Source organism: Achromobacter sp. 2789STDY5608615 (genome assembly GCF_001298995.1).
In the GTDB taxonomy this organism is placed as follows: Bacteria; Pseudomonadota; Gammaproteobacteria; order Burkholderiales; family Burkholderiaceae_B; genus Achromobacter; species Achromobacter insuavis.
Genome location: NZ_CYTY01000040.1, coordinates 27,122 through 49,259 on the forward strand (window position 1 = coordinate 27,122; position 22,138 = coordinate 49,259).

The following is a 22,138-nucleotide window of genomic DNA, read 5'->3' on the forward strand; positions in this document are numbered from 1 at the left end:
GCTTATACGGTGGCATTGGCCGCGACGGTGGTGGTCGGGGCATTGGCGGCGTTATTGGTGCCTCCCACCCGATTCACGCGCACCGCGCAGGCCTGCGCTTGATTGTTGGCTTCCTGCAATTGGCGCACGCGCTGCTGATCGACCAGATCTTGCAGCGACACCGAATCCAGGTAATCGACCATCTTGCGATTCAACGTGGCCCAGAGTTCATGCGTCATGCACTTGCCAGGCTTGCCGTCGTTGCCGCTCGTACAGTCCCGCTTGCCGCCGCAGCTGGTCGCGTCCAGCGGTTCGTCGACGGCGAAGATGATGTCGGCCACGGTCACGTTGCGCGCCAGGCGGGCGAGCGAGTAACCGCCGCCGGGGCCGCGCACGCTGTCCACGAGTTCGTGGCGGCGCAGTTTCCCGAACAGCTGTTCCAGATAGGAAAGCGAAATATTCTGACGCTGGCTGATGGCCGCAAGAGTGACCGGGCCGCTATGCTGCCGCATAGCCAGATCGATCATGGCAGTCACGGCGAAACGCCCTTTGGTAGTTAGCCGCATGGTGAATTCCCTGTGATTCGGCAATGGCCGCCGGCGAATCCGGCGGTCAATACCCGAGTAATTGGCTCAAGTATAGCAAATTCCCGAGTAATTTGGTATGGCTCCCGGCTAGAAAAAACCGCGCTGTCGCGCGGTTCTTTTCACTGCCAATCGGCCAGGCGCCCCGCAGGGCGCCCCGGCGCACAGGGGATCAAGCCGCCTGGTATTGGGTAGCGCGCTTGCGGACCAGTTCGAGCACGCCCTGACAGGCGTCTTCGAGGTAGTCCAGCACCTTGCCGAAGCCGTCGGCACCGCCGTAGTACGGATCGGGCACGGTAGCCTCTTCGAACTCATTGGCGAAGCGCATCAGCAGCATCAGCTTGTGCTGGTACGCCTTGGGGCACTGTTGCCGCATGGCGGACAGATTGTCCCAATCCATGGCGAGGATGAGGTCGAAGTCGCGGAAGTCTTCCGCGGTGACCTGGCGGGCCTCACAGTGCGTGATCTCGTAGCCGCGCTTGCGCGCTGCGGCCTGCGCCCGGGCATCAGGCGCCTCGCCGATGTGAAACGCGTGCGTGCCCGCGGAGTCGATGCGAACCACATCGCCCAAACCCGCGTCGTTCACCAAATGGCGAAACACGCCCTCTGCGCTCGGCGAGCGACAGATATTGCCCATGCAAACGAAAAGTACCTTGGTCATCATGGGAGTAAGTGTGCGGGAAAACCCGAGATAAGGCAAGCTTTTTTTGTGGTTTCGCCATCCGTTACAAGCCAGCCCGGACCCGAAAATAACGCCAATAAATCATATAGTTAACATCTATATCTGAGACGCCCCGGAAGGCTGCGGATGCGTCATTCGCGCAAATTTCGGACATCCGCTGACAACATGATGACTTCTTCCAATATTCAGCATGTTGTCAGCGAAAAGATACGTTTAGATACGGATTGCGTTCATACCGCGCCGTCCAGCAGCACCCGCTGCTTCAACGCCGTCAGGGCGTCGCGGGCGGCGGCGGCCTGCTCGAACTCGAGGTTGCGGGCATGGTCCATCATCAGCTTTTCCAGGCGCTTGATTTCGCGCGCCAGGGCCTTCTCGTCCTTGAGCAATTCGGCCGGCACCGCGGCTTCGAGCGCGTCGTGCTGCACCGGCGCGACGATGCCGTCGATCAGTTCGCGCACCGCCTTATGCACGCCACGGGCGGTGATGCCATGGTCGGCGTTGAACTGCAGCTGCTTGGCGCGGCGACGGCTGGTTTCCTCCATGGCGCGCTGCATCGAATCGGTGATGCGGTCGGCGTACAGGATGGCGTGGCCGTTCAGGTTGCGCGCGGCGCGCCCGATCGTCTGGATCAGGCTGCGCTCGGAACGCAGGAAGCCTTCCTTGTCGGCATCCAGGATGGCCACCAGCGACACTTCCGGAATATCCAGGCCCTCGCGCAGCAGGTTGATGCCCACCAGCACGTCGAACGTGCCCAGGCGCAGGTCGCGGATGATTTCCACGCGTTCGACGGTGTCGATATCGGAGTGCAGATAGCGCACCCGCACGCCGTGCTCGGTCAGGAAGTCGGTCAGGTCCTCGGCCATGCGCTTGGTCAGGGTGGTGACCAGCACGCGGTCGCCCTGCCCCGTGCGGACCTTGATCTGCCCCAGCAGATCATCGACCTGGGTGCGGGCCGGCAGCACCTCGACGATCGGATCGACCAGGCCGGTGGGCCGCACCACCTGCTCGACCACGTTGTCGGCGTGTTCCTTTTCATAGGCCGCGGGCGTGGCCGACACGAACACGCACTGGCGCATGCGGGCCTCGAACTCCTCGAGCTTGAGCGGCCGGTTGTCCAGCGCCGACGGCAGGCGGAAGCCATACTGCACCAGGGTTTCCTTGCGCGAGCGGTCGCCCCGGTACATGGCGCTGAGCTGGCCGATGGTGACGTGGCTCTCGTCGATGAACATCAGCGCGTCGCCCGGCAGGTAGTCGATCAGCGTGGGCGGCGGCTCGCCGGGCGCGGCGCCCGACAGATGGCGCGAGTAGTTCTCGATGCCCTTGCAGAAGCCCAGTTCCTGCAGCATTTCCAGGTCGAAGCGGGTGCGCTGCTCCAGGCGCTGGGCCTCGACCAGATGGCCGTCGTCGACGAAGCGCTTGGTGCGTTCGCGCAGCTCCTCCTTGATGGTCTCGATGGCGCGCAGCACGGTGTCGCGCGGCGTCACATAGTGCGAACCGGGATAGACCGTGAAGCGCGGCAGCTTCTGGCGGATGCGGCCGGTCAGCGGGTCGAACAGCTCGAGGCTTTCGATCTCGTCGTCGAACAGCGTCAGGCGCAGCGCCAGTTCGGCGCTTTCCGCCGGGAAGATGTCGATGGTCTCGCCGCGCACGCGGAACACGCCGCGCGTGAATTCGGCGTCGTTGCGGGTGTACTGCATGGCCACCAGCCGCGCCAGGATCTCACGCCGCGAGATCTGGTCGCCGGCGCGCAGGATCAGCACCATCGCGTGGTAGTCGCCGGGGTTGCCGATACCGTAGATACACGACACCGTGCCGACGATGATGGTGTCGCGACGTTCCAGCAGGCTCTTGGTGGCCGACAGGCGCATCTGCTCGATGTGCTCGTTGATCGACGAGTCCTTTTCGATGAACAGGTCGCGCGTCGGCACGTAGGCCTCGGGCTGGTAGTAGTCGTAGTACGAGACGAAGTACTCCACCGCGTTCTTGGGGAAGAACTCGCGCATTTCCGCGTACAGCTGCGCCGCCAGCGTCTTGTTGGGCGCCAGCACCAGCGCCGGCCGCCCCAACTGGGCGATGACGTTGGCCATGGTGTAGGTCTTGCCCGAACCGGTCACGCCCAGCAGGGTCTGGTACATCAGGCCGTCCTGCACGCCCTGGATCAGTCCCTCTATTGCGCCCGGCTGGTCGCCGGCGGGCGGATACGGTTGGTACAGGTGAAACGGGCTGTCGGGGTAATCGATGAACCCCGGGCCTGGGGCCGCCGCGGCAGCGCCAGGGGCCGTATCGGCCGCCCCGTCGGTGACGGCGCCAATGGCTGCGGCACCCGCCGCGCTCGGGTCTATTGCGCTCTTAGGCATGCTAGACTGTTCCCAGGGTAAACCCCCCATTATCCACAGCACTTCCGACTGCGTCCACTCACCCTCAGCAGAGTCCCATGAGCACCCTTTTCGATTCCGTCGAACTCGCGCCGCGCGACCCCATTCTTGGTCTGAACGAACAATACAACGCGGACACCCGCCCCGGTAAAGTCAATCTGGGCGTGGGCGTGTACTACGACGACCAGGGTCGCATTCCCCTGCTGGGCGCCGTGCGCAAGGCGGAAATCGCCCGCATCGAGGCCGCCGCCGCCCGCGGCTACCTGCCGATCGAAGGCATCGCCGGCTACAACCAGGGCGCGCAAGCCCTGCTGATCGGCAAGGATTCCCCGCTGGCCGCCGCCGGCCGCGTCCTGACCACCCAGGCCCTGGGCGGCACCGGCGCGCTCAAGATCGGCGCCGACTTCCTGCGCCAGCTGCTGCCGACCTCCAAGGTCCTGATCAGCGATCCCAGCTGGGAAAACCACCGCGCGCTGTTCGAACGCGCCGGCTTCGAAGTCGGCACCTACGCCTACTACGACGCCGCCACCCGCGGCCTGAACTTCGACGGCATGCTGGCCGCCCTGAAGGCCGCTCCGGCCAACACCGTGGTCGTGCTGCACGCCTGCTGCCACAACCCGACCGGCGTCGACCCCACCTTCGACCAATGGAAGCAGATCGCCGCGGTCGTCAAGGAAAACAAGCTGGTGCCGTTCCTGGACATCGCCTACCAGGGCTTCGGCGAAGGCCTGCGCGAAGACGCCGCGGTCGTGCGCCTGTTCGCCGACCTCGACCTGACGATGTTCATCAGCTCGTCGTTCTCGAAGTCGTTCTCGCTGTACGGCGAGCGCGTCGGCGCCCTGACGGTCGTGGCCGGCAGCAAGGACGAAGCCGCCCGCGTGCTGAGCCAGCTCAAGCGCGTCATCCGCACCAACTACTCCAACCCGCCCACCCATGGCGGCACGATCGTCTCCACCGTGCTGAACTCGCCCGAGCTGTTCGCCATGTGGGAAGAGGAACTCGGCGCCATGCGCGACCGCATCCGCCTGATGCGCAAGCAGCTGGTCGAGAAGATCAAGGAACACGGCGGCAAGCAGGACTTCAGCTTCGTGCTGGAGCAGCGCGGCATGTTCTCCTACTCGGGCCTGACCTCGGCCCAGGTGGATCGCCTGCGCGAAGAGCACGGCGTCTACGCCGTCTCCAGCGGTCGCATCTGCGTCGCCGCGCTCAACAGCGGCAACATCGACCAGGTGGCCAAGGGCATCGCCGCGGTGCTGTAAGACACACCGCCAGCAACACCCTCAAACGGGACCTTCGGGTCCCGTTTTCATTGCCTGTCACATTACCGGGCCGATCAACGCTTGCATTTTTGCGTTATGTCCCCCAGAATGCCGCTGTATATATGTACAGTCCGACTCACCAACGGATCATCGCCATGGCCAGCAAACTCACTGATCGTCAACAGCAAATCCTGGACCTCATCCGGCAGACCGTCGCGCGCACCGGCTTTCCGCCCACCCGCGCCGAGATCGCCCAGGCCCTCGGATTCCGCTCGCCCAATGCGGCCGAAGACCATCTGAAGGCGCTGGCCCGCAAGGGCGCCATCGAGCTCACGGCCGGCGCTTCGCGCGGCATCCGCCTGAAGGACGCCTCGCCCGCCCAGACCCAGGCGCCGCTGCCCCTGCCCGGCCTGGCGCAGCTGCTGCTGCCGCTGGTGGGCCGCGTGGCCGCCGGCAGCCCGATCCTGGCGGCCGAGCACGTCGAACGCGAGATCGGCGTCGATACCAGCCTGTTCGCGCAGGCCCCCGACTACCTGCTCAAGGTGCGCGGCATGAGCATGCGCGACGCCGGCATCCTCGAAGGCGACCTGCTGGCCGTCAAGAAGGTGTCCGAGGCCCGCAACGGCCAGATCGTGGTGGCGCGGCTGGGTGACGACGTCACCGTCAAGCGCCTGCAGCGCCAGAACGGCCGCATCGAACTGCTGCCCGAGAACCCCGATTTCAATGTCATCGTGGTCGAGGCCGACCAGGAATTCGCGCTGGAAGGCATCGCGGTCGGGCTGATCCGGCCGCACACGCTGCACTGAATTCCCTGCTACCGATCCGGCGCCGGCTCGATCGCCGCGCCAAAAAAGAAACCCCGCTTGCGCGGGGTTTCTTTTTGCGGGCGCCCCTTGTGCAAAGGGGCGCCTCGGGCCAGGCATCAGTGCTTGAGCACGGGATCCGTCGAGCCCGGTTCGGCCGGCTTGGCGACCAGCGGTTCCTTGACCGCTTCGTCTTCAGCCAGCGGCTCCGGCAGGCGTTCCAGGGCCAGTTCCAGCACCTTGTCGATCCAGCGGACCGGCACGATCTCGAGATGGTTCTTGACGTTGTCCGGGATCTCCGCCAAGTCCTTGACGTTTTCTTCCGGGATCAAGACCGTCTTGATGCCACCGCGGTGGGCGGCCAGCAGCTTTTCCTTCAGGCCACCGATCGGCAGGACTTCGCCACGCAGCGTGATCTCGCCGGTCATGGCGACGTCGGCGCGCACCGGGATGCGCGACAGGGCCGACACCATGGCCGTGGTGATCGCGATACCGGCGGACGGGCCGTCCTTGGGCGTCGCGCCTTCCGGCACGTGCACGTGCATGTCGTGCTTCTCGAACACGCTGTCGGCAAAGCCCAGGCGACGCGCCCGCGAGCGCACCACCGTGCGGGCCGCCTCGACCGATTCCTTCATCACGTCGCCGAGCGAGCCGGTGCGTTGGATCACGCCCTTGCCGGGCATGTCCGCCACTTCGATCGCGAGCAGGTCGCCACCGACTTCCGTCCAGGCCAGGCCGGTCACCTGACCGATCTGGTTTTCCTTTTCGGCCATGCCGAAGGTGTAGCGGCGCACGCCGAGGTAATCGCTGAGGTTGTCGCCCGTGACGTTGACCGGCTTGAGTTCGAAGGTCTTGCCTTCGGCCTTGGCGCGATCGCTCTGGGTCAGCAACTGCTTGATCACCTTGCGGCAGATCTTGCCCACCTCGCGTTCGAGCGCACGCACGCCGGCTTCGCGGGTGTAGTAGCGCACGATGTCTCGCAGCGCGCTGTCATCGACGGTCAGCTCGGTATCCTTGACGCCGTTGTTCTTCATCAGCTTGGGCAGCAGATGGTCGCGGGCGATGTGGATCTTTTCTTCCTCGGTGTAGCCGGACAGGCGGATCACTTCCATGCGGTCCAGCAGGGCCGGCGGAATGTTCAGCGTGTTGCTGGTGGCCACGAACATGACGTCCGACAGGTCGAAGTCGACTTCGATGTAGTGGTCCTGGAACGTGTGGTTCTGTTCCGGGTCCAGCACTTCGAGCAGCGCCGACGAGGGATCGCCGCGGAAATCCATGCCCAGCTTGTCGATTTCATCGAGCAGGAACAGGGGATTGCGCACGCCGACCTTCGACATGTTCTGGACGATCTTGCCGGGCATCGAGCCGATGTACGTACGGCGGTGGCCGCGGATCTCGGCTTCGTCGCGCACGCCGCCCAGGGCCATGCGCACGAACTTGCGGTTCGTGGCCTTGGCGATGGACTGGCCCAGCGAGGTCTTGCCGACCCCAGGAGGACCGACCAGGCACAGGATCGGCGCCTTGACCTTGTCGACGCGCTGCTGCACGGCGAGATATTCGAGGATGCGTTCCTTCACCTTCTCCAGGCCGTAGTGGTCGTTGTCGAGCACGGTCTCGGCGTTGGAGATGGAGTTGTTGATCTTGCTCTTCTTCCTCCAGGGGAGGTTGATGAGCGTATCGATGTAGTTGCGCACCACGGTGGCTTCGGCCGACATGGGCGACATGAGCTTGAGCTTCTTGAGCTCGGCATCGGCCTTCTTGCGTGCCTCCTTGGGCATGTGCGCGGCGATGATCTTCTTTTCGAGCTCCTCGATGTCGGCGCCCTCTTCGCCTTCGCCCAACTCTTTCTGAATGGCCTTGACCTGCTCATTCAGGTAGTAGTCGCGCTGGCTCTTTTCCATCTGCTTCTTCACGCGGCCGCGGATCCGCTTCTCGACCTGGAGGATGTCGATTTCGGTTTCCAGCTGCGTGAGCAGGCCTTCGAGGCGCTCGGAGGTGCCGACGATCTCGAGCATCTTCTGCTTCTGCTCGAGTTTCAGCGGAAGATGCGCGGCGATCGTGTCGGCCAGGCGGCCGGCGTCATCGATACCGGCGAGCGAGGTCAGGATCTCCGGGGGGATCTTCTTGTTGAGTTTTACGTATTGCTCGAACTGGGCGACGATCGCGCGGCGCAGGGCCTCGGTCTCGGAGCCCTGGACGGCGTCCGGCTCGATCGGGGTGACCTGGCAAGTGAAGTGCGAATCGGCGTCCTCGATGCTGTTGATGCGGGCGCGCTGGGTGCCTTCGACCAGCACCTTGACGGTGCCGTCGGGCAGCTTGAGCATCTGCAGGATGCCGGCAACGCAGCCGATCTCGTAGACGTCTTCGGGAGTGGGATCATCCTTGCCGGCGGATTTTTGGGCCACAAGCATGATGCTCTTGCCCGCTTCCATCGCAACCTCGAGCGCGCGGATGGAGCGCGGACGGCCGACGAACAGCGGGATGACCATGTGCGGGAACACCACGACGTCGCGCAGCGGCAGCAGGGGAAGGTCGATCGGGTCGGAAGGCAGGGTCTGGCTGGCAGACATAGGAGGTTCCTCGGTATGACTCGGCGTATCGGGGACAGGATGACCGGGTATACCCGGACAGCCCCGTCGGTTACGTCTGTTATGGGAACAATAGCCGAAAATTCAAGGTCCCGGCGGCCGGATAAACAAAACGGCAAAAAAATCGGCGGCCGGTATCCCGTTTTATTGGACACACCCTGGCAGTGTGCGTTCAATCAGGCGCCGGAGACAAAAAAACCCGTTACGGAAACGGGTTTTTTTGAAACATCCGTCAGGCCGCGGCATCGCGGACTTCTCCGCGCTCGGGCTTTTCGGCCGTCCCCTCTTCGTCGGCGTAGATCAGCAAGGGCTTGCCCTCGCCTTCGATCGCGCCTTCGTCGAGCACCACGCGCTTGACGTTGCCTTGCGACGGCAGGTCATACATGGTGTCGAGCAGGGCCTGCTCGATGATGGAACGCAGGCCGCGGGCGCCGGTCTTGCGCTTGAGCGCCTTGCGGGCGATGGCCTTGAGCGCCGCGGGGCGCACGTCCAGCTCGGCGCCTTCCATGGCGAACAGCTTCTGGAATTGCTTGAGCAGGGCGTTCTTGGGCTCGGTGAGGATCTGCACCAGGGCAGCCTCGTCGAGCTCGTCCAGCGTGGCGACCACCGGCAGGCGGCCGACCAGTTCGGGGATCAGGCCGAACTTGATCAGGTCTTCGGGCTCGACCTCGGAGAACAGCTCGCCCACGCCGCGCTCGGACTTGGCGCGCACGGCGGCCGAGAAGCCGATGCCGGACTTTTCGGTGCGGTCGCGGATGACCTTTTCCAGCCCGTCGAAGGCGCCGCCGACGATGAACAGGATGTTGGTCGTGTCGACCTGGACGAAGTCCTGGTTGGGGTGCTTGCGCCCGCCCTGCGGCGGCACCGAGGCCACCGTGCCTTCGATCAGCTTGAGCAGGGCCTGCTGCACGCCCTCGCCCGACACGTCGCGGGTGATGGACGGGTTGTCGGACTTGCGGGAAATCTTGTCGATTTCATCGATGTAGATGATGGCGCGCTGCGCCTTCTCGACTTCGTAGTTGCAGTTCTGCAGCAACTTCTGAATGATGTTCTCGACGTCTTCACCGACGTAACCGGCTTCGGTCAGCGTGGTGGCGTCGGCCATGACGAACGGCACATTCAGCATGCGCGCGAGGGTCTGCGCCAGCAGCGTCTTGCCCGACCCGGTGGGGCCGATCAGCATGATGTTGCTCTTGGACAGCTCGACTTCGTCGCCCTTGATCTCGCCGTGGCGGATGCGCTTGTAGTGGTTGTAGACGGCCACCGCCAGCATGCGCTTGGGCGAGCTCTGCCCGATCACGTACTGGTCGAGGAACGTCTTGATTTCAGCCGGAGTGGGCAGCTCGGAACGAATCGCCGCGCGCGCGGTCGCCTGCGCTTCCTCGCGGATGATGTCGTTGCACAGGTCGATGCATTCATCGCAGATGAATACGGACGGACCCGCGATCAGCTTGCGGACTTCGTGCTGGCTTTTATTGCAAAACGAGCAATGCAGCACTTTAGCGTCTGCCGATCCCTTTTTTTCTGGCATATGTATTCGTATCTCAGGTAAAGAAGCGCCGGACCGGGTGAAGGGCCCGGCGCTTACTCAAACATGGCAACAGCGGGTGGGACTCAACCGGGAAGTCAGCCTTCCGAACGGGAGGTCATCACCTTGTCGACCAGTCCATACGATACCGCATCTTCGGCGGACATGAAGTTGTCACGTTCCGTGTCCAGGGCGATGCGCTCGATCGACTGGCCGGTGTTGTCGGCCAGGATGCGATTGAGACGCTCGCGCAGGTCCAGGATCTCGCGAGCCTGGATCTGGATGTCGGAGGCCTGGCCCTGGGCGCCGCCCGAGGGCTGGTGGATCATGATGCGCGAGTTGGGCAAGGTGAAGCGCTTGCCCTTCTTGCCGGCCGCCAGCAGGAAGGCGCCCATGCTGGCCGCCAGGCCGGTGCACAGGGTCGACACGTCCGGCTTGATGAACTGCATGGTGTCGTAGATGGCCATGCCCGCGTACACCGACCCGCCAGGCGAGTTGATGTACAGGGAAATGTCCTTGTCAGGATTCTCCGATTCCAGGAACAGCAACTGCGCCACGACCAGGTTGGCCGTCGCGTCGTTGACCGGACCCACCAGGAAAATGAGCCGCTCGCGGAGCAGACGCGAATAGATGTCGTAGGCGCGTTCGCCGCGCCCCGACTGCTCGATCACCATGGGAATGTAGCCCAGGCCGGTGGGGGTCACCGACGACCCGCCATTCATTGCCGCATAGAAATCGGTGAATCTCTGCATAGTGTTACGCCATCCCCATCAACTGATCGAAAGGCACCTTTTCGTCGGTGACCTTGGCCTTTTCCAGAACGTGCGCGACGACGTTGTCTTCGAGCACGATAGCCTCGATTTCAGCACGACGCTGGCGGTCGGCCAGGTAATAGCTGACAACCTGGGCGGGTTGTTCGTAGTTTTCCGCGAATTCCTCGATGCGGGCGCGAACCTGTTCCGGCTTGGCTTGCAGCTGGGCTTGCTTGACCAGTTCCGACACCAGCAGGCCCAGGCGCACGCGGCGCTCGGATTCGGTGGAGAAGGCTTCGGCCGGGATCGGCACCGACTCGGCGTTGGGCACGCCACGCTGCTTGAGCTCTTCGCGAGCGGCGGCGATGCGGCCTTGCACGTCGTTGTCGATCAGCGACTTCGGCACGTCGAACTTGCCGGCTTCGACCAGGGCGTCCATCACGCTGGACTTGGTGCGGCCTTGCGAGCGCACCTTGACTTCGCGTTCGATGTTGCTGCGGATGTCGGCCTTCAGCTTTTCGATGTCGCCTTCGGCCTGGCCGAGCGACTTGGCGAATTCGGCGTTCAGCTCGGGCAGGACGCCTTCAGCCACTTCCTTGACGGTGATGGTGAATTCGGCGGTCTTGCCGGCGACTTCCTTGCCTTGGTAGTCATCGGGGAACTTGAGCGGGAAGACCTTGCTTTCGCCAGCCTTCAGGCCGCGGGCGGCTTCTTCGAATTCCGGCAGCATGCGGCCTTGGCCGAGCACGAACGGGAAGTCTTCGGCCTTGCCGCCTTCGAACGGCACGCCGTCGATGGTGCCGGCGAAGTCCAGCGTGACACGGTCGCCGTCTTGCGAGGCGCGGCCTTCACGGGCTTCGAACGTGGCGCGCTGCTTGCGCAGGACGTCCAGGGTCTGCTGCACTTCGGCGTCGGTGACGGCGGTCTCGAAGCGGGTCACGGCCAGGGCCGACAGATCCGGCACGGCGACTTCGGGGTAGACCTCGAACGTGGCGGTGAAGGCCAGCGTGTCTTCGCCGACGCCTTCCGTCTTGGGTTCCAGGTTCGGGGCGCCAGCGACGCGCAGCTTGGCGCCGTCGACGGCTTGTTCGAATGCACGGCCGACCTGGCTGTTGATCACGTCGTAGCGGATGCCGGGGCCATGGCTGCGCTCGAGCATGGCGAGCGGCGCCTTGCCGGGACGGAAGCCGGGAACCTTGGCGGTACGGGCCACGCGCTTCAACTGCGCCTGGACTTCCTTTTCGACGTCGGCCACCGAGACGGCCAGATCAACACGGCGCTCGAGGCCGGAGAGGGTTTCAACCACAGGCTGCATTAAAAGACCTATTTTCCGAAAGATATGAGATGACGGGCGGATAAACGCGGCATTTTACCGGAAACTTCCGGACCCCTGACGCAAAGGGGCGCGAGCACCCGGATAAGCCCGGATGCTCGCGCCCCGTTTTCCACCCGGAAAGGGCGGCAAATTGCCCGCCAGGGCGCTTTATTTGGCCTTGGCGATGCGATCTTCGATGTGCTGCGCGCGCTTGGCCGAAGACGGGTGCGAGCTCATCATATCGCTCTTGCCGCCGTCCAGCTCGGCCAGCTTCTGGAACGCCGTCACCAGGCCGCGGGTGTTCAGCTTCTTGGCTTGCAGCTGGTCGAACGAGTAGTCGTCGGCGGCGCTTTCCTGCGACTGCGAGAATTGCGCATTGATGAACTTCTCGGTCAGGTCGCCCAGCTGCGACGAGTTCAGGGCGGCGACCGTGGCGCCACCGGCGGCGCCGGCGGCGTCGCGCGCGGCCGAGACCGTGTAGGCGGTCTGCATGGCCTTCTTGCTGTGGCCCAGCGCCACGTGGCCGATTTCATGGCCGACCACGCCCAGCACTTCGTCGTCGGTCATCATGTCCATCAGGCCGCTGTAGACGCGGATGCAGCCGTTGGCCATGGCCCAGGCGTTGACGTCCTTGGTGACGTAGACCTTGTAGTTGGCCTTCTGGCCGTTGACGGTGCCGCCCAGCTGCTTGGCGATCTTCTGCAGGCGCACGTCGTACTTGCTGCCCGGGGCGGCAATCTTTTCCTGGGAATCGCTTTGCGCGCAAGCCTTGTCCGACAAGGTCTTGATTTCGGCATCGCTCAGGGTGGCGGCCTGCACCACCTTGCTGCCGGCGCCCACCAGACCCCCGATATCGAGGGCATGCGACGCGGAATAAGGGGCAAGTGCGACGGCCAGCGCGGCAACGGTGTAGCGGATCTTCATGGAAAAAACTCCTCTTGACTGACTCTGTTCGAGTGAGGCGGCAATTCTATATACGGCAAAAGCGCTCAAACCGTTTCGCCACAGAGTTTCGCAAATGCGAATTTCACTTACATAAAAGGCATGCGGAAGACTTCTTACCGTGGTAAGTACCCCTGCCCCGCCATCTATTCGTCATCAAAAACAAATGCCGGGAGAGCGCGGCATTGTTAGAATTGCCGCCGCACTTTTTCCGTATCCCTATAACGGCTCGCCCCCATCATGACCCCCAACACCCCTCCCCGTCTTGGCCTGCTGCCTAGCCTGATTTTCAGCTCGCGCTGGCTGCAACTGCCGCTCTATCTGGGACTGATCGTCGCCCAGGGCGTCTACGTGATGCTGTTCCTGAAGGAACTCTGGCATCTGCTGACGCACGCCAACAGCTTCGGCGAAATGGAAATCATGCTGCTGGTGCTGGGCCTGATCGACGTGGTGATGATCTCGAACCTGCTGGTGATGGTGATCGTCGGCGGCTACGAGACCTTCGTGTCGCGCCTGCGCCTGCAAGGCCACCCGGACCAGCCGGAATGGCTCAGCCACGTCAACGCCAGTGTCCTCAAGGTCAAGCTGGCCATGGCCATCATCGGCATCTCGTCGATCCACCTGCTGCGCACCTTCATCGAGGCGGGCACGCTGGGCACGCCCAACGCGCGCTTCTCGGAGGCGGGCGTGATGTGGCAGACCATCATCCACGCGCTGTTCATCCTGTCGGCGCTGGGCATCGCCCTGGTCGACAAGCTGTCCACGCCGTCGCACCCCAAGCACTGAACGCCCCGCGCCGCGCGGGAAAAGAAAAGCCCCGGCACTGGCGTGTCGGGGCTTTCTATTACGGCCGGCCGGAGACGGCCCGCCGCGGACCTGTACTCAGGCCGCCACCTTGATGTTCTTGGCGCTGGGACCCTTGGGGCCGGTACCGACCTCGAACGTGACGCGCTGGTTTTCCTGCAGCGACTTGTAGCCTTCGCTGCGGATTTCCGAGTAGTGGGCGAACAGATCCTTGCTGCCGTCGTCGGGCATGATGAAGCCATACCCTTTTTCGGCGTTGAACCACTTGACGATGCCGGTTGCCATGGAATTTCCTCGAACCTAAAGAAGCGATTGCTCGCGGGGCGCCAGATGATCAAGGATGGGAGAGGAAAGCAACCGCAGCACCACTGACCGCGACAAGTTAAACGCAGACCGCGTCTCTTGAAAATCTCGCTGAACCCAGTGTATTGGCGAACCCGGAAAAACGTCAAATATGCGGTGATCGCGCCACCGACGCCGCGCCGGGCGCGCGGCCGTGGCGCCCGCGGTCTTTCAACTCGCCATGCGTCGATACATGCGGATACGCTCGTGTCGCCAGCCGCGCCGCCGCGTGTCAGCCGGAGAAGCCGCCGGCCTCCAGGAACTCCTGCTCGGGCTGCGTGGTCTGCCGGCCCAGCGCGGCGTTGCGATGGGGAAAGCGGCCGAAGCGCTTGATGATGTCGCGGTGCAGGACGGCCCAGCGCACCGCGTCGGCGCCCAGCGGCTCCATCAACGCGACCGCCCGGTTCTGCGCGGCCACGGTCTCGGCGTGCTCGAAGGGCATGTAGAAGAACTGGCGCAGCGCCGGATCGACGGCGAGGTCATGGCCGGCAGCGATGGCGCGCTCGGCGAACAGCAGCGCCAGCGGGTCGGTGGCGAACATGTGAGCCGTGCCGCGGTAGGCGTTGCGGGGGTACTGGTCCAGCAGGATCATCAGGGCCAGCGCGCCGTCCGGCTCATCCAGCCAGGCATCCAGCTGGCGCGCGGCGGCGGCCATGTGGGCGGCGCCGCAATGCTGGCGGAAGCGCTCGTCGAAGGCCGCGTCCTTGGTGAACCATTGCTGCGGCCCGGCGTCGCGCCAGAACGCGACGACGTCCTGCGGCGTCAGGGATGCGGGGGCTTGGCCAGGGTGGGTCATGGAGATCGTCCTCTGTCGATGGCGGGTCCGGCCAGGCTGTGCGGCGGGAGACAGGGGCAAGGATACCGCGCGGAGCCCAAATGCAAAAAAGCCCCCGAAGGGGCTTTTCCGAAAAGCCAGAACCTTACAGGACCTGGATCTTCGTGGCTTGCGGGCCCTTGGGGCCATTGGCCGTCACAAAGCTGACGCGCTGGTTCTCTTCCAGAGACTTGAAGCCCGAGCCCTGAATTTCGGAGAAGTGAGCGAACAGGTCCTTACCACCCGCTTCCGGGGTGATGAAGCCATAGCCTTTTTCCGAATTGAACCACTTAACGACGCCGGTTTCCATACTGTATTTCCTAGAGATAATGGGCAAATGCCCGGAGGTCACGAATCAATCAAGGAGGGGACAGTAGAACAATAACGCTGAGCCGGAAAAGGCACGGCACTGAACGAAAATCGCAACGCTTGTGATCGTGTGCCGACACTATCGTTATGTTCCCCTCACAAGTCAACATAATCCTAAAAAATACGTGCCAATAATGCAACAAAGAGAAACTGCGAACAGAATTTGCACGTTTTCATAGGGAAAAAGAAGTCCTGCATAGGTGTAAACACCCACGCATCATAAAAAAACAATCAAGGCTTATTTAAATGCCGCCAAAGAGCGTATTGGATGCATACGCCGTTTGGACGGGCACTTTGGTTTGCCGTCAGGCTTACTCGTCGATAGGTAAACCCAACAGATCGAGCGCCGCGCCGAAAGCATCGGGGCCCGAGCAAAGGAAAACCGCCACGTCGCCGGGATTCATATTTTCCAGGACTTGGTCGATTTGTTCTTGCGCATTATCAACATTGTCGACACTGGCGGCGTGTATGTCCGCGCCGGCTTCGACTTTCTCGGGGGGCACGATGTCGGCGATCGCGTTGAGATCGTCCACATCGGTCACGACATAGACGCTGATGCTCTCGCCATCCAGCGTTGTGTGCAGCTCAACGCCGCCCGCCACGTCGGCAACATGCCGACTCAGTATTTCCATGATCACTCTTCCTTGACTTGCGGGCCAGGCCCGCCTGGGCGCGCCCGCACGGATGCGTGTACGCCCAGGCGCGACTATAACAGCCTTATGCTAAGGCTTCCTGACAGCCGGCCCCAGCGAGCGGCGGGCGGCGCCGGACGTGGCGGCCACGCTACGGCTGCGCACCCCGGCCGCGGCGAGCGCGGCCAGCAGCGGCTTCTGGGCGTCCAGGAACACGGTCTTCTCGTCGCCGACCAGCTTGCACAGGAACATCTGGGCCAGCAGTTGCGTGCGGCGCGCCTTGCGGTTGTCGGCCTCTTGCGCGAGCCAGCTGGCCACCCAGTCGGCGGCGGCCTGGGCATCGCCCTCTTGCTTGATGTGCCCCAGCAGGTCGAACACGGTGACGCCAACGATGGCGCCTTCCTCGGTGCGCGTCAGGAACAGCTTGGCGGCCTGGCCGGTGTAGCCAGGGACCAGGGCGAGGCAATCGCGCTCGGCGGGTTTCTTCATTGATACAGCCTATCTGTGATCGGTAATCCCGCACTGTAACCCGACCCGGCCGGCTGTCGCGTCGCCGCCACGGAACTCTGCTATTGTGGGCTGTTCCACTCCAACCCCCTACGGCGGACATCATGCAACGCGATTTCGATCTGGTCGTCACGATCCTGGGAGCCCTGCGCGACGCGGCGGGCCCCAACCTGAGCACCCATGACATCAAAGAGGCCGCCCTGGCGCCCCACGCGCAGGAACAAGGTCTGCAACTGATTGCGCACCACCTGGACCTGCTGGCCGACGCCGGCCTGGTCAAGCAGATCAGCGAAACCGCGGCGACCGCGGGCGACACGCGCTGGCGCATCACCTGGAAGGGCTACGACGCCCTGGAACAGGACGAGGAAGACGAAGAGGACGAGGACTTCGACGACGAGGAATGAGCGTTCAACGGCGCCGCAGGATACGCCGCGTCAGCAACGCGGCGGCGGCGCCGATCACCAGGCTGAACATGAACGCGGCGATCGCCAGCATCGCCGCCTGATCGCCGAAACCGGCCGATCGCGACAGCGCCACCACGCTGGCGCAGACCGCGAGGGCCAGCGCGGCCACGCCCGCCAGCACCCGGCCGGGTGAACGCAGGCGGCCGCAGAGCGACCCGCCCACCAATGCCGGCGCCACCATGGCGGCCATGGACCAGAACAGGTATTCGTACTGCATGCGGACGGACTCCCCTGGGATGTTGCGGCGCCCGCATTATAGGTGGGCAGGCGCCCCATCCGTCCCCGAGGCTGGATACCGGCATCCGGACCAGACCGTCGCCGGCGCCTTGTTCAACCCTGGGGAACGACGGCGACGGCGCTGATTTCCACCAGCGCCCCATAGTGCAATTCGCGCGTGGGCACGATCGCGCGGGCCGGCTTGTGGTCGCCGAAGCTGCGCTCGTAGACGCTGTTCACGTCGTTCCAGAGGCCGACGTCGGGAATGTAGACGGTGACATTGACCACCGACGCCATCGACGCGCCGGCGGCCTGCAGGATGGCGGCCAGGCTGCGCAGCGCGGCCTCGGTCTGCGCGGCGACGCCCTGCGCCAGCTGCGGCCGTTCGCCCGGCTTGGCGGCGGGCAGGAATCCCAATTGTCCGGAAACGAACACGAAGCCATTGGCGCGCACGGCCTGCGAATAGTGGCCGGCCGGCGGCGTGGCATGGGGGGGTGTGGATCAGGTCCATCTCGATTCCTTTGGCGGAGCGGCCGGGCTTACCAGCCGCGAAAGCGCTGCCATTGCGCCACGACACGGCGGTCGCCGTCGCGCACGACCGCATAGGCGTCGTGCTGGGCGCAGGTGGCGCAGGCATGGTTTGGCACGATGCGCAGTTTGGCGCCCAGCGGCAGTTCCGGCAAGGCGGCGCCGCTGCCGGCGCGCAGCTTGATGATGCCCTGCTCCTGGTTGGTTTCGGCCAGCAGCAGGTCGGGGTAGACCTTGCCGTCGGCATCGCACACCAGCCCGTACAACTGGTCCACCGGCTGCCTGGCGGTGCCGCGGTCGCGCGACATGGCCATCCAGCCCGCGTCCACCAGGATCCAGCCCTTGTCGGGCTGGTGGCCGATCACCGTGGTCAGCACGGTGGCGGCGATGTCGTCCACCCCGCAGACGCCGAGCCCGGCCATGACCAGATCGAAGAACACATACACGCCGGCGCGCACTTCGGTCACGCCTTCGAGGTTGCGGGCGAAATGCGCGGTGGGCGTCGAGCCCACGCTGACCACCGGACACGGCAGTCCCGCCGCGCGGATGGCCTCGGCGCAGCCGACGGCGGCCGCGCGTTCCTGTTCCGCCATGTCGGCGATCGCCTGCACGCTGCGGCAGCCATAGGACTCGCCGGCGTGGGTCATGACGCCGCGCAGGCAGTCCGCCGCATGCAGCGTCCGCGCGATCGCCAGCAACTGGTCGGTGTGGCCCGGTTGCACGCCGGCGCGGTGGCCGTCGCAATCGATCTCGATCAGCGCGGGGATGGCGGCGCCCTCTTCCCGGGCGCGCGCGGCCACCGCCTCGGCGGCATCGATGCTGTCGACCACCACGGTCAGGTCGACGCCCTGGCGGCGCAGCGCCAGCACGCGGCCGAGCTTGGCCGGCGCCACGCCCACCGCGTACAGCAGGTCGGTCACGCCGGCGGCGGCGAATTGCTCGGCTTCCTGCAGCGTCGACACGGCCGCCGGGCCCTCGGGACGCGTCATGACGCGGCGCGCCACCTCGATCGACTTGGGCGTCTTCAGATGCGGACGCAATTGCACGCCATGGCCGGCCATCAGGCCGTTCAGGCGCTCGATATTGCGCGTCATGCGGGTTTCGTCCAGCAGCAGGCAGGGCGTTTCCAGCGTATCGAGGGTGGCGGAGGCTGTGGTCATGGCGGTATCGGCGAAACGGGAGGGGCGGATGAAAGAGAATTGACGCGGGCGCCGCCCGGGACGCGACCGCATGCCCGCAGTATGGCGCGCCACGCGGCTTGCGTGTTTAATAAGGACTTAATCAATCATTAAGGCGTTTCTGAATGATTACGACGGACGACCTGCGGTTTTTCCTGAGCCTGGCGGCCACCAGCTCGCTGGCGCAGGCGGCGCGCGCGCTGGACGTGACGCCGCCGGCCGTGACGCAGCGCCTGCACGCGCTGGAAAAGCGCCTGGGCGTGCGGCTGGTCAACCGCTCGGGACGCGGCACCGCGCTGACCGACGAAGGCCGGCTGCTGGCGCTGCGGGCCGGCCAGATCTGCGGCGAATTGAATGACCTGGTCGATGAGCTGGCAGGCCGGCGGGGCGTGGTGGCCGGCCACCTGCGCGTGGTGGCGCCGCTGGGCTTCGGCCAGCGCTACGTCGCCGGGCTGGTGGCCGATTTTCGCCAGGAAAGCGAGAACGTGACCGCCAGCCTGCTCCTGTCCGATGGACCGCCGCGCCTGGCCAGCGACGACTGGGATGTGATGATCCACATCGGCGAACTGCGCGATTCCACGCTGGTGGCCTATCCGCTGGCGCCGAACCGGCGCATCCTGTGCGCCTCGCCCGCCTATCTGGCGCGGCATGGCGCGCCCGCCAAGCCCGAGGACCTGCGCGAACACGATTGCATCGCCCTGCGCGAGAACGAGGAAGACGTGACCCTGTGGCGCTTCAAGCGCGGGCGCGGGCCGGCGGTGGGCGTGCGCATCGCGCCGGTGCTGTCCAGCAACGCCGGCGCCGCCGCCGTGGCCTGGGCCCTGGCCGGCCACGGCATCGTGGCGCGATCGGAATGGGATGTGGCCGAGCATGTGAAAACCCGCGCCCTGGTGCCGCTGCTGTCGGGCTGGACGCTGCCCGAAGCCAACGTGGTGGCGCTGGTCAAGTCGCGCCAGGAGCTGCCGGCGCGCACCGCCGGCTTCCTGGCCCACCTGCGCGAGGCCTTCGCGGCGCCGCCGTGGCGCGACAAGGCGTCCGCCTGAGGCGAGCGCCGGCGGCGCGCCTGGCGCCGGATCAGTCCAGCATGGCCTCGGCCTCGATCTCGACCAGCCACTCGGGCAGCGACAGGCCGCTGACGATGATCCAGGACGACGGCGGCGGATCGACCGGAAAGCGGTCGCGCAGCGCCTGGGCGATCGCTTCCTGATCCTCGCGCGCCGTTTCGCAGATGTAGATGCGCAGCATGATGACCTGCGCCAGCGTGCCCCCCGCCGCGGCCAGCACCCGCCCGATGTTGTCCAGCGCGGCATCGGTCTGCTCGCGCAGGCCGGGGCCGACGGTGCGCTCCTGCGCATCGACGCCGACCTGGCCGGACAGCAACATGCGGCGCTGGCCCGTGACGATGACGGCCTGGCTGAAGCCGTACTGCACGGTGTTGAAGACGGTGTCGGGATTGACGACGGTTCGGGACATGATCGTGCTCCTTATGGACGCCGCGCCCCGCGGCGCGGCGTTACCGGCATTCTAGGGGCCCGCGGCCGCCGCGCTCAGGCCGCCGCGGTGGCGGGCCGGGCGCCGCGCGCCGCGTAGACCGCGACCAGCAGCACCACCGCCCCCGCGCCCGCCGCGGTCCAGAAGCCCGCGCCGACGCCATGGCGGTCGACGATCCAGCCCGCCAGCGCGGCGCCCGCCGCGACGCCGGCCCCCAGCCCCGTCACCAGCCAGGTCAGGCCTTCGGTGAGACGGCGGCCCGGTACGCTGCCCTCCACCATCGCCATGGCGATGATCATGGTCGGCGCGAACGACAGGCCGGCCAGCAGCACGCCTAGCGACAGCGTCAGCAGGTCGCCCACCCACAGCAGCGGCAAGGTGGTGAAGGCGGTCACGCTGGCCGCAATGGCCAACATGCGTGCCAGCGGCATCTGGAATTTCAGCACGCCGAACGCCAGGCCGGCGACGCACGAGCCCAGGGCATAGGCCGACAGCACCACGCTGGCGCCGGCCGGCAGGCCCTGCTGGCGGGCGAAGGCCACGCTCATGACGTCGATGGTGCCGACAATGACGCCCATGGCGGCCATCATGGCGGTCAGCTGGCGCATCAGGGGCACGCCCAATACCGACGATTCGCGGCCCGCCTCGCGCGGCTGCACCGCCGGCGCGGTGGCCCGTTGCAGCACGAAGGCGGTCACGCCCAGGCCCAGCAGCAGCGCCGCGCCGAGCGGACCGGCCTCGGGGAACAGGATCACGCACAGCCCCACCGCCAGCGGCGGGCCGATGATGAAGCTCAATTCGTCGAACACCGACTCCAGCGCATAGGCGGTGCGCAATTGCGGCCGGTCGCGGTAGATCTCGGTCCAGCGGGCCCGCGCCATGGCGGGCATGCTCGGCAGGCTGCCCGCCAGCGCCGCGAACACGAACAGCGTCCAGTCGGGCGCCTGCAAGCGCACGCAGGCGGCCAGGCCCGCCAGCCCGGCCACGCAGGCGCCGGCCGCCAGCGGCAGGATGCGGCCCTGGCCATGGCGATCCACCAGGCGCGAAATACGCGGCGCCAGCAAGGCGGTGGCCAGCGCGAAGGTGGCCGCCACCGCGCCGGCCAGGGTGTAGGCGCCGCGCACCTGGGACAGCATGGTGATGATGCCGATGCCGATCATGGGCAGGGCCAGCCGCGCCACGGCGCAGGCGGCGACGAAGGCGGCGGCGCCGGGCGCCTGGAACAATTCGCGATAGGGATTCGACACCCGGAACCTCTGGGGATGTTGCAGCCGGCGGTGGGCGCCGCCGGACAGATTGACATACGAAGCGTATGCAAGATGGTATTCACATACCCAGCGTATGTCAATTAACATACGCCTCGTATGCCACTGGAGCCAGCCATGTCGCGATCGCGCGCCGAGATGATCGAAGAAACCCGCGGAAAACTGCTGTCGACGGCACGCGAGTCGTTCCGCCGCGCCGGCTATGCGGGCACGTCGATGGACGACCTGACCGCCGCCGCCGGGCTGACCCGAGGAGCGTTGTATCACCATTTCGGTGACAAGCAGGGCTTGCTGGCGGCGGTCGCGGCGCAGATCGACGCCGAGATGGAGGCGCGGCTGCAGGCCATTTCGCGCGACGCCCCCGACGCCTGGACCGCCCTGCGCGAACGCTGCCGGGCCTATCTGGCGATGGCGGCCGAGCCCGAGATCCGCCGGATCGTGCTGCAGGATGCGCGCGCGGTGCTGGGCCATGGCGGCGCCGCCGCGCAGGAACAATGCACCACGTCGCTGGGCGCGCTGCTGCAGGCCCTGATGGCGCAAGGCGCCATCGGCCAGGCCGAACCCGAGGCGCTGGCGCGGATGCTGCACGGCGGACTGGCCGACAGCGCCCTCTGGATCGCCGGGGACGACAGCCAGGCGCGGCTGGCGCAGGCGCTGCAGGCGCTGGACCTGCTGCTCGCGGGCCTGCGCCGGCCCTGATCGCAACCACCGGCGGCGAGGC

Annotated in this window: 24 protein-coding genes; 6 read left to right on the forward strand and 18 right to left on the reverse strand. The window is 65.5% G+C overall.

Annotated elements, in window-relative coordinates:
- Window positions 1–2: 2 nt before the first annotated feature.
- From iscR to uvrB, 3 genes are all read right to left on the reverse strand, one after another.
- Window positions 3–545: a Fe-S cluster assembly transcriptional regulator IscR gene (gene iscR, locus AOZ49_RS25775; RefSeq protein WP_035360559.1), complete on the reverse strand. Its 543-nt coding sequence runs from the start codon at window positions 543–545 to the stop codon at window positions 3–5.
- 190 nt (window positions 546–735) lie between these two features.
- Window positions 736–1,227, reverse strand: a complete 492-nt coding sequence (locus AOZ49_RS25780; RefSeq protein ID WP_054478533.1) for a low molecular weight protein-tyrosine-phosphatase — start codon at window positions 1,225–1,227, stop codon at window positions 736–738.
- 248 nt (window positions 1,228–1,475) lie between these two features.
- Window positions 1,476–3,602 (reverse strand): excinuclease ABC subunit UvrB, encoded by a 2,127-nt coding sequence (uvrB, locus tag AOZ49_RS25785; RefSeq protein WP_231689756.1) that lies wholly within the window; start codon window positions 3,600–3,602, stop codon window positions 1,476–1,478.
- A gap of 77 nt (window positions 3,603–3,679) precedes the next feature.
- Between uvrB and AOZ49_RS25790 the strand changes: the two genes are divergently transcribed.
- Both AOZ49_RS25790 and lexA read left to right on the forward strand, forming a co-directional pair.
- Complete coding sequence (locus AOZ49_RS25790; RefSeq protein ID WP_054429952.1) at window positions 3,680–4,879, forward strand: amino acid aminotransferase; 1,200 nt, start codon at window positions 3,680–3,682, stop codon at window positions 4,877–4,879.
- Between the two features lie 155 nt (window positions 4,880–5,034).
- Window positions 5,035–5,685, forward strand: a complete 651-nt coding sequence (gene lexA, locus AOZ49_RS25795) for a transcriptional repressor LexA (protein ID WP_054429954.1) — start codon at window positions 5,035–5,037, stop codon at window positions 5,683–5,685.
- Between the two features lie 116 nt (window positions 5,686–5,801).
- On the opposite strand, the gene lon is transcribed toward lexA, so the two are convergent.
- The 5 genes from lon to AOZ49_RS25820 form a co-directional block, all read right to left on the reverse strand.
- A complete protein-coding gene (gene lon / locus AOZ49_RS25800) occupies window positions 5,802–8,252 on the reverse strand; it encodes an endopeptidase La (protein WP_054478535.1) in 2,451 nt (816 codons plus the stop codon).
- Window positions 8,253–8,502: 250 nt separating this feature from the next.
- Window positions 8,503–9,801: an ATP-dependent Clp protease ATP-binding subunit ClpX gene (gene clpX / locus AOZ49_RS25805; protein WP_006395871.1), complete on the reverse strand. Its 1,299-nt coding sequence runs from the start codon at window positions 9,799–9,801 to the stop codon at window positions 8,503–8,505.
- A gap of 95 nt (window positions 9,802–9,896) precedes the next feature.
- The gene (gene clpP / locus AOZ49_RS25810) at window positions 9,897–10,550 is read right to left on the reverse strand and encodes an ATP-dependent Clp endopeptidase proteolytic subunit ClpP (RefSeq protein ID WP_006395872.1); all 654 of its coding nucleotides are present in this window, start codon (window positions 10,548–10,550) and stop codon (window positions 9,897–9,899) included.
- Window positions 10,551–10,554: 4 nt separating this feature from the next.
- On the reverse strand, window positions 10,555–11,865 hold the full coding sequence (gene tig / locus AOZ49_RS25815; protein WP_054429956.1) for a trigger factor: 1,311 nt from the start codon (window positions 11,863–11,865) through the stop codon (window positions 10,555–10,557).
- A 168-nt stretch (window positions 11,866–12,033) separates the two neighbouring features.
- Window positions 12,034–12,789 (reverse strand): metalloprotease LoiP, encoded by a 756-nt coding sequence (locus AOZ49_RS25820; RefSeq protein ID WP_054429958.1) that lies wholly within the window; start codon window positions 12,787–12,789, stop codon window positions 12,034–12,036.
- Window positions 12,790–13,047: 258 nt separating this feature from the next.
- Between AOZ49_RS25820 and AOZ49_RS25825 the strand changes: the two genes are divergently transcribed.
- On the forward strand, window positions 13,048–13,593 hold the full coding sequence (locus AOZ49_RS25825) for a TIGR00645 family protein (protein WP_006395875.1): 546 nt from the start codon (window positions 13,048–13,050) through the stop codon (window positions 13,591–13,593).
- A gap of 96 nt (window positions 13,594–13,689) precedes the next feature.
- Here AOZ49_RS25825 and AOZ49_RS25830 read toward each other — a convergent pair whose 3' ends face one another.
- From AOZ49_RS25830 to AOZ49_RS25850, 5 genes are all read right to left on the reverse strand, one after another.
- Window positions 13,690–13,896, reverse strand: coding sequence for a cold-shock protein (locus AOZ49_RS25830; RefSeq protein ID WP_006225311.1), 207 nt, complete (start codon window positions 13,894–13,896; stop codon window positions 13,690–13,692).
- Window positions 13,897–14,185: 289 nt separating this feature from the next.
- Window positions 14,186–14,749 carry a DUF924 family protein gene (locus tag AOZ49_RS25835; RefSeq protein WP_054429960.1) on the reverse strand — a complete coding sequence of 188 codons (564 nt, stop codon included), beginning with the start codon at window positions 14,747–14,749 and terminating at the stop codon, window positions 14,186–14,188.
- A gap of 124 nt (window positions 14,750–14,873) precedes the next feature.
- Window positions 14,874–15,077: a cold-shock protein gene (locus AOZ49_RS25840; RefSeq protein WP_006220190.1), complete on the reverse strand. Its 204-nt coding sequence runs from the start codon at window positions 15,075–15,077 to the stop codon at window positions 14,874–14,876.
- A 370-nt stretch (window positions 15,078–15,447) separates the two neighbouring features.
- On the reverse strand, window positions 15,448–15,768 hold the full coding sequence (locus AOZ49_RS25845) for a hypothetical protein (RefSeq protein WP_006395877.1): 321 nt from the start codon (window positions 15,766–15,768) through the stop codon (window positions 15,448–15,450).
- Between the two features lie 90 nt (window positions 15,769–15,858).
- Window positions 15,859–16,257 carry a hypothetical protein gene (locus AOZ49_RS25850; RefSeq protein ID WP_054429962.1) on the reverse strand — a complete coding sequence of 133 codons (399 nt, stop codon included), beginning with the start codon at window positions 16,255–16,257 and terminating at the stop codon, window positions 15,859–15,861.
- Between the two features lie 122 nt (window positions 16,258–16,379).
- Here AOZ49_RS25850 and AOZ49_RS25855 point away from each other — a divergent pair, with 122 nt between their 5' ends.
- On the forward strand, window positions 16,380–16,679 hold the full coding sequence (locus AOZ49_RS25855) for a DUF2513 domain-containing protein (RefSeq protein WP_054478538.1): 300 nt from the start codon (window positions 16,380–16,382) through the stop codon (window positions 16,677–16,679).
- A gap of 4 nt (window positions 16,680–16,683) precedes the next feature.
- Here AOZ49_RS25855 and AOZ49_RS25860 read toward each other — a convergent pair whose 3' ends face one another.
- The 3 genes from AOZ49_RS25860 to AOZ49_RS25870 form a co-directional block, all read right to left on the reverse strand.
- Window positions 16,684–16,956: a hypothetical protein gene (locus AOZ49_RS25860; protein WP_054478541.1), complete on the reverse strand. Its 273-nt coding sequence runs from the start codon at window positions 16,954–16,956 to the stop codon at window positions 16,684–16,686.
- A gap of 113 nt (window positions 16,957–17,069) precedes the next feature.
- Window positions 17,070–17,408, reverse strand: a complete 339-nt coding sequence (locus tag AOZ49_RS25865; RefSeq protein WP_054478543.1) for a RidA family protein — start codon at window positions 17,406–17,408, stop codon at window positions 17,070–17,072.
- An 86-nt stretch (window positions 17,409–17,494) separates the two neighbouring features.
- Window positions 17,495–18,643, reverse strand: a complete 1,149-nt coding sequence (locus tag AOZ49_RS25870) for a DSD1 family PLP-dependent enzyme (RefSeq protein ID WP_054478545.1) — start codon at window positions 18,641–18,643, stop codon at window positions 17,495–17,497.
- Between the two features lie 143 nt (window positions 18,644–18,786).
- Here AOZ49_RS25870 and AOZ49_RS25875 point away from each other — a divergent pair, with 143 nt between their 5' ends.
- Window positions 18,787–19,704: a LysR family transcriptional regulator gene (locus AOZ49_RS25875; RefSeq protein ID WP_054478547.1), complete on the forward strand. Its 918-nt coding sequence runs from the start codon at window positions 18,787–18,789 to the stop codon at window positions 19,702–19,704.
- Between the two features lie 31 nt (window positions 19,705–19,735).
- On the opposite strand, the gene AOZ49_RS25880 is transcribed toward AOZ49_RS25875, so the two are convergent.
- Together AOZ49_RS25880 and AOZ49_RS25885 are read right to left on the reverse strand one after the other, a co-directional pair.
- Window positions 19,736–20,134, reverse strand: a complete 399-nt coding sequence (locus AOZ49_RS25880; protein ID WP_006395884.1) for a RidA family protein — start codon at window positions 20,132–20,134, stop codon at window positions 19,736–19,738.
- Window positions 20,135–20,208: 74 nt separating this feature from the next.
- Window positions 20,209–21,399 carry an MFS transporter gene (locus AOZ49_RS25885; RefSeq protein ID WP_054429973.1) on the reverse strand — a complete coding sequence of 397 codons (1,191 nt, stop codon included), beginning with the start codon at window positions 21,397–21,399 and terminating at the stop codon, window positions 20,209–20,211.
- 135 nt (window positions 21,400–21,534) lie between these two features.
- Here AOZ49_RS25885 and AOZ49_RS25890 point away from each other — a divergent pair, with 135 nt between their 5' ends.
- Entirely contained in the window at window positions 21,535–22,116 is a 582-nt protein-coding gene (locus AOZ49_RS25890) for a TetR/AcrR family transcriptional regulator (protein ID WP_054429974.1), read from the forward strand.
- Window positions 22,117–22,138 lie beyond the last annotated feature (22 nt).

Excerpts from the sequence above, each read along its gene's own strand:
- lexA (WP_054429954.1), top strand. The coding sequence starts at position 5,035 with ATGGCCAGCAAACTCACTGATCGTCAACAGCAAATCCTGGACCTCATC.
- AOZ49_RS25855 (WP_054478538.1), top strand. The coding sequence starts at position 16,380 with ATGCAACGCGATTTCGATCTGGTCGTCACGATCCTGGGAGCCCTGCGC.
- AOZ49_RS25870 (WP_054478545.1), bottom strand. The coding sequence starts at position 18,643 with ATGACCACAGCCTCCGCCACCCTCGATACGCTGGAAACGCCCTGCCTG.
- AOZ49_RS25875 (WP_054478547.1), top strand. The coding sequence starts at position 18,787 with ATGATTACGACGGACGACCTGCGGTTTTTCCTGAGCCTGGCGGCCACC.
- iscR (WP_035360559.1), bottom strand. The coding sequence starts at position 545 with ATGCGGCTAACTACCAAAGGGCGTTTCGCCGTGACTGCCATGATCGAT.
- uvrB (WP_231689756.1), bottom strand. The coding sequence starts at position 3,602 with ATGCCTAAGAGCGCAATAGACCCGAGCGCGGCGGGTGCCGCAGCCATT.
- AOZ49_RS25780 (WP_054478533.1), bottom strand. The coding sequence starts at position 1,227 with ATGATGACCAAGGTACTTTTCGTTTGCATGGGCAATATCTGTCGCTCG.
- AOZ49_RS25845 (WP_006395877.1), bottom strand. The coding sequence starts at position 15,768 with ATGGAAATACTGAGTCGGCATGTTGCCGACGTGGCGGGCGGCGTTGAG.
- AOZ49_RS25850 (WP_054429962.1), bottom strand. The coding sequence starts at position 16,257 with ATGAAGAAACCCGCCGAGCGCGATTGCCTCGCCCTGGTCCCTGGCTAC.
- AOZ49_RS25860 (WP_054478541.1), bottom strand. The coding sequence starts at position 16,956 with ATGCAGTACGAATACCTGTTCTGGTCCATGGCCGCCATGGTGGCGCCG.
- clpP (WP_006395872.1), bottom strand. The coding sequence starts at position 10,550 with ATGCAGAGATTCACCGATTTCTATGCGGCAATGAATGGCGGGTCGTCG.
- AOZ49_RS25820 (WP_054429958.1), bottom strand. The coding sequence starts at position 12,789 with ATGAAGATCCGCTACACCGTTGCCGCGCTGGCCGTCGCACTTGCCCCT.
- clpX (WP_006395871.1), bottom strand. The coding sequence starts at position 9,801 with ATGCCAGAAAAAAAGGGATCGGCAGACGCTAAAGTGCTGCATTGCTCG.
- AOZ49_RS25880 (WP_006395884.1), bottom strand. The coding sequence starts at position 20,134 with ATGTCCCGAACCGTCGTCAATCCCGACACCGTCTTCAACACCGTGCAG.
- AOZ49_RS25840 (WP_006220190.1), bottom strand. The coding sequence starts at position 15,077 with ATGGAAACCGGCGTCGTTAAGTGGTTCAATTCGGAAAAAGGCTATGGC.
- AOZ49_RS25890 (WP_054429974.1), top strand. The coding sequence starts at position 21,535 with ATGTCGCGATCGCGCGCCGAGATGATCGAAGAAACCCGCGGAAAACTG.
- AOZ49_RS25790 (WP_054429952.1), top strand. The coding sequence starts at position 3,680 with ATGAGCACCCTTTTCGATTCCGTCGAACTCGCGCCGCGCGACCCCATT.
- AOZ49_RS25835 (WP_054429960.1), bottom strand. The coding sequence starts at position 14,749 with ATGACCCACCCTGGCCAAGCCCCCGCATCCCTGACGCCGCAGGACGTC.
- lon (WP_054478535.1), bottom strand. The coding sequence starts at position 8,252 with ATGTCTGCCAGCCAGACCCTGCCTTCCGACCCGATCGACCTTCCCCTG.
- AOZ49_RS25825 (WP_006395875.1), top strand. The coding sequence starts at position 13,048 with ATGACCCCCAACACCCCTCCCCGTCTTGGCCTGCTGCCTAGCCTGATT.
- tig (WP_054429956.1), bottom strand. The coding sequence starts at position 11,865 with ATGCAGCCTGTGGTTGAAACCCTCTCCGGCCTCGAGCGCCGTGTTGAT.
- AOZ49_RS25830 (WP_006225311.1), bottom strand. The coding sequence starts at position 13,896 with ATGGCAACCGGCATCGTCAAGTGGTTCAACGCCGAAAAAGGGTATGGC.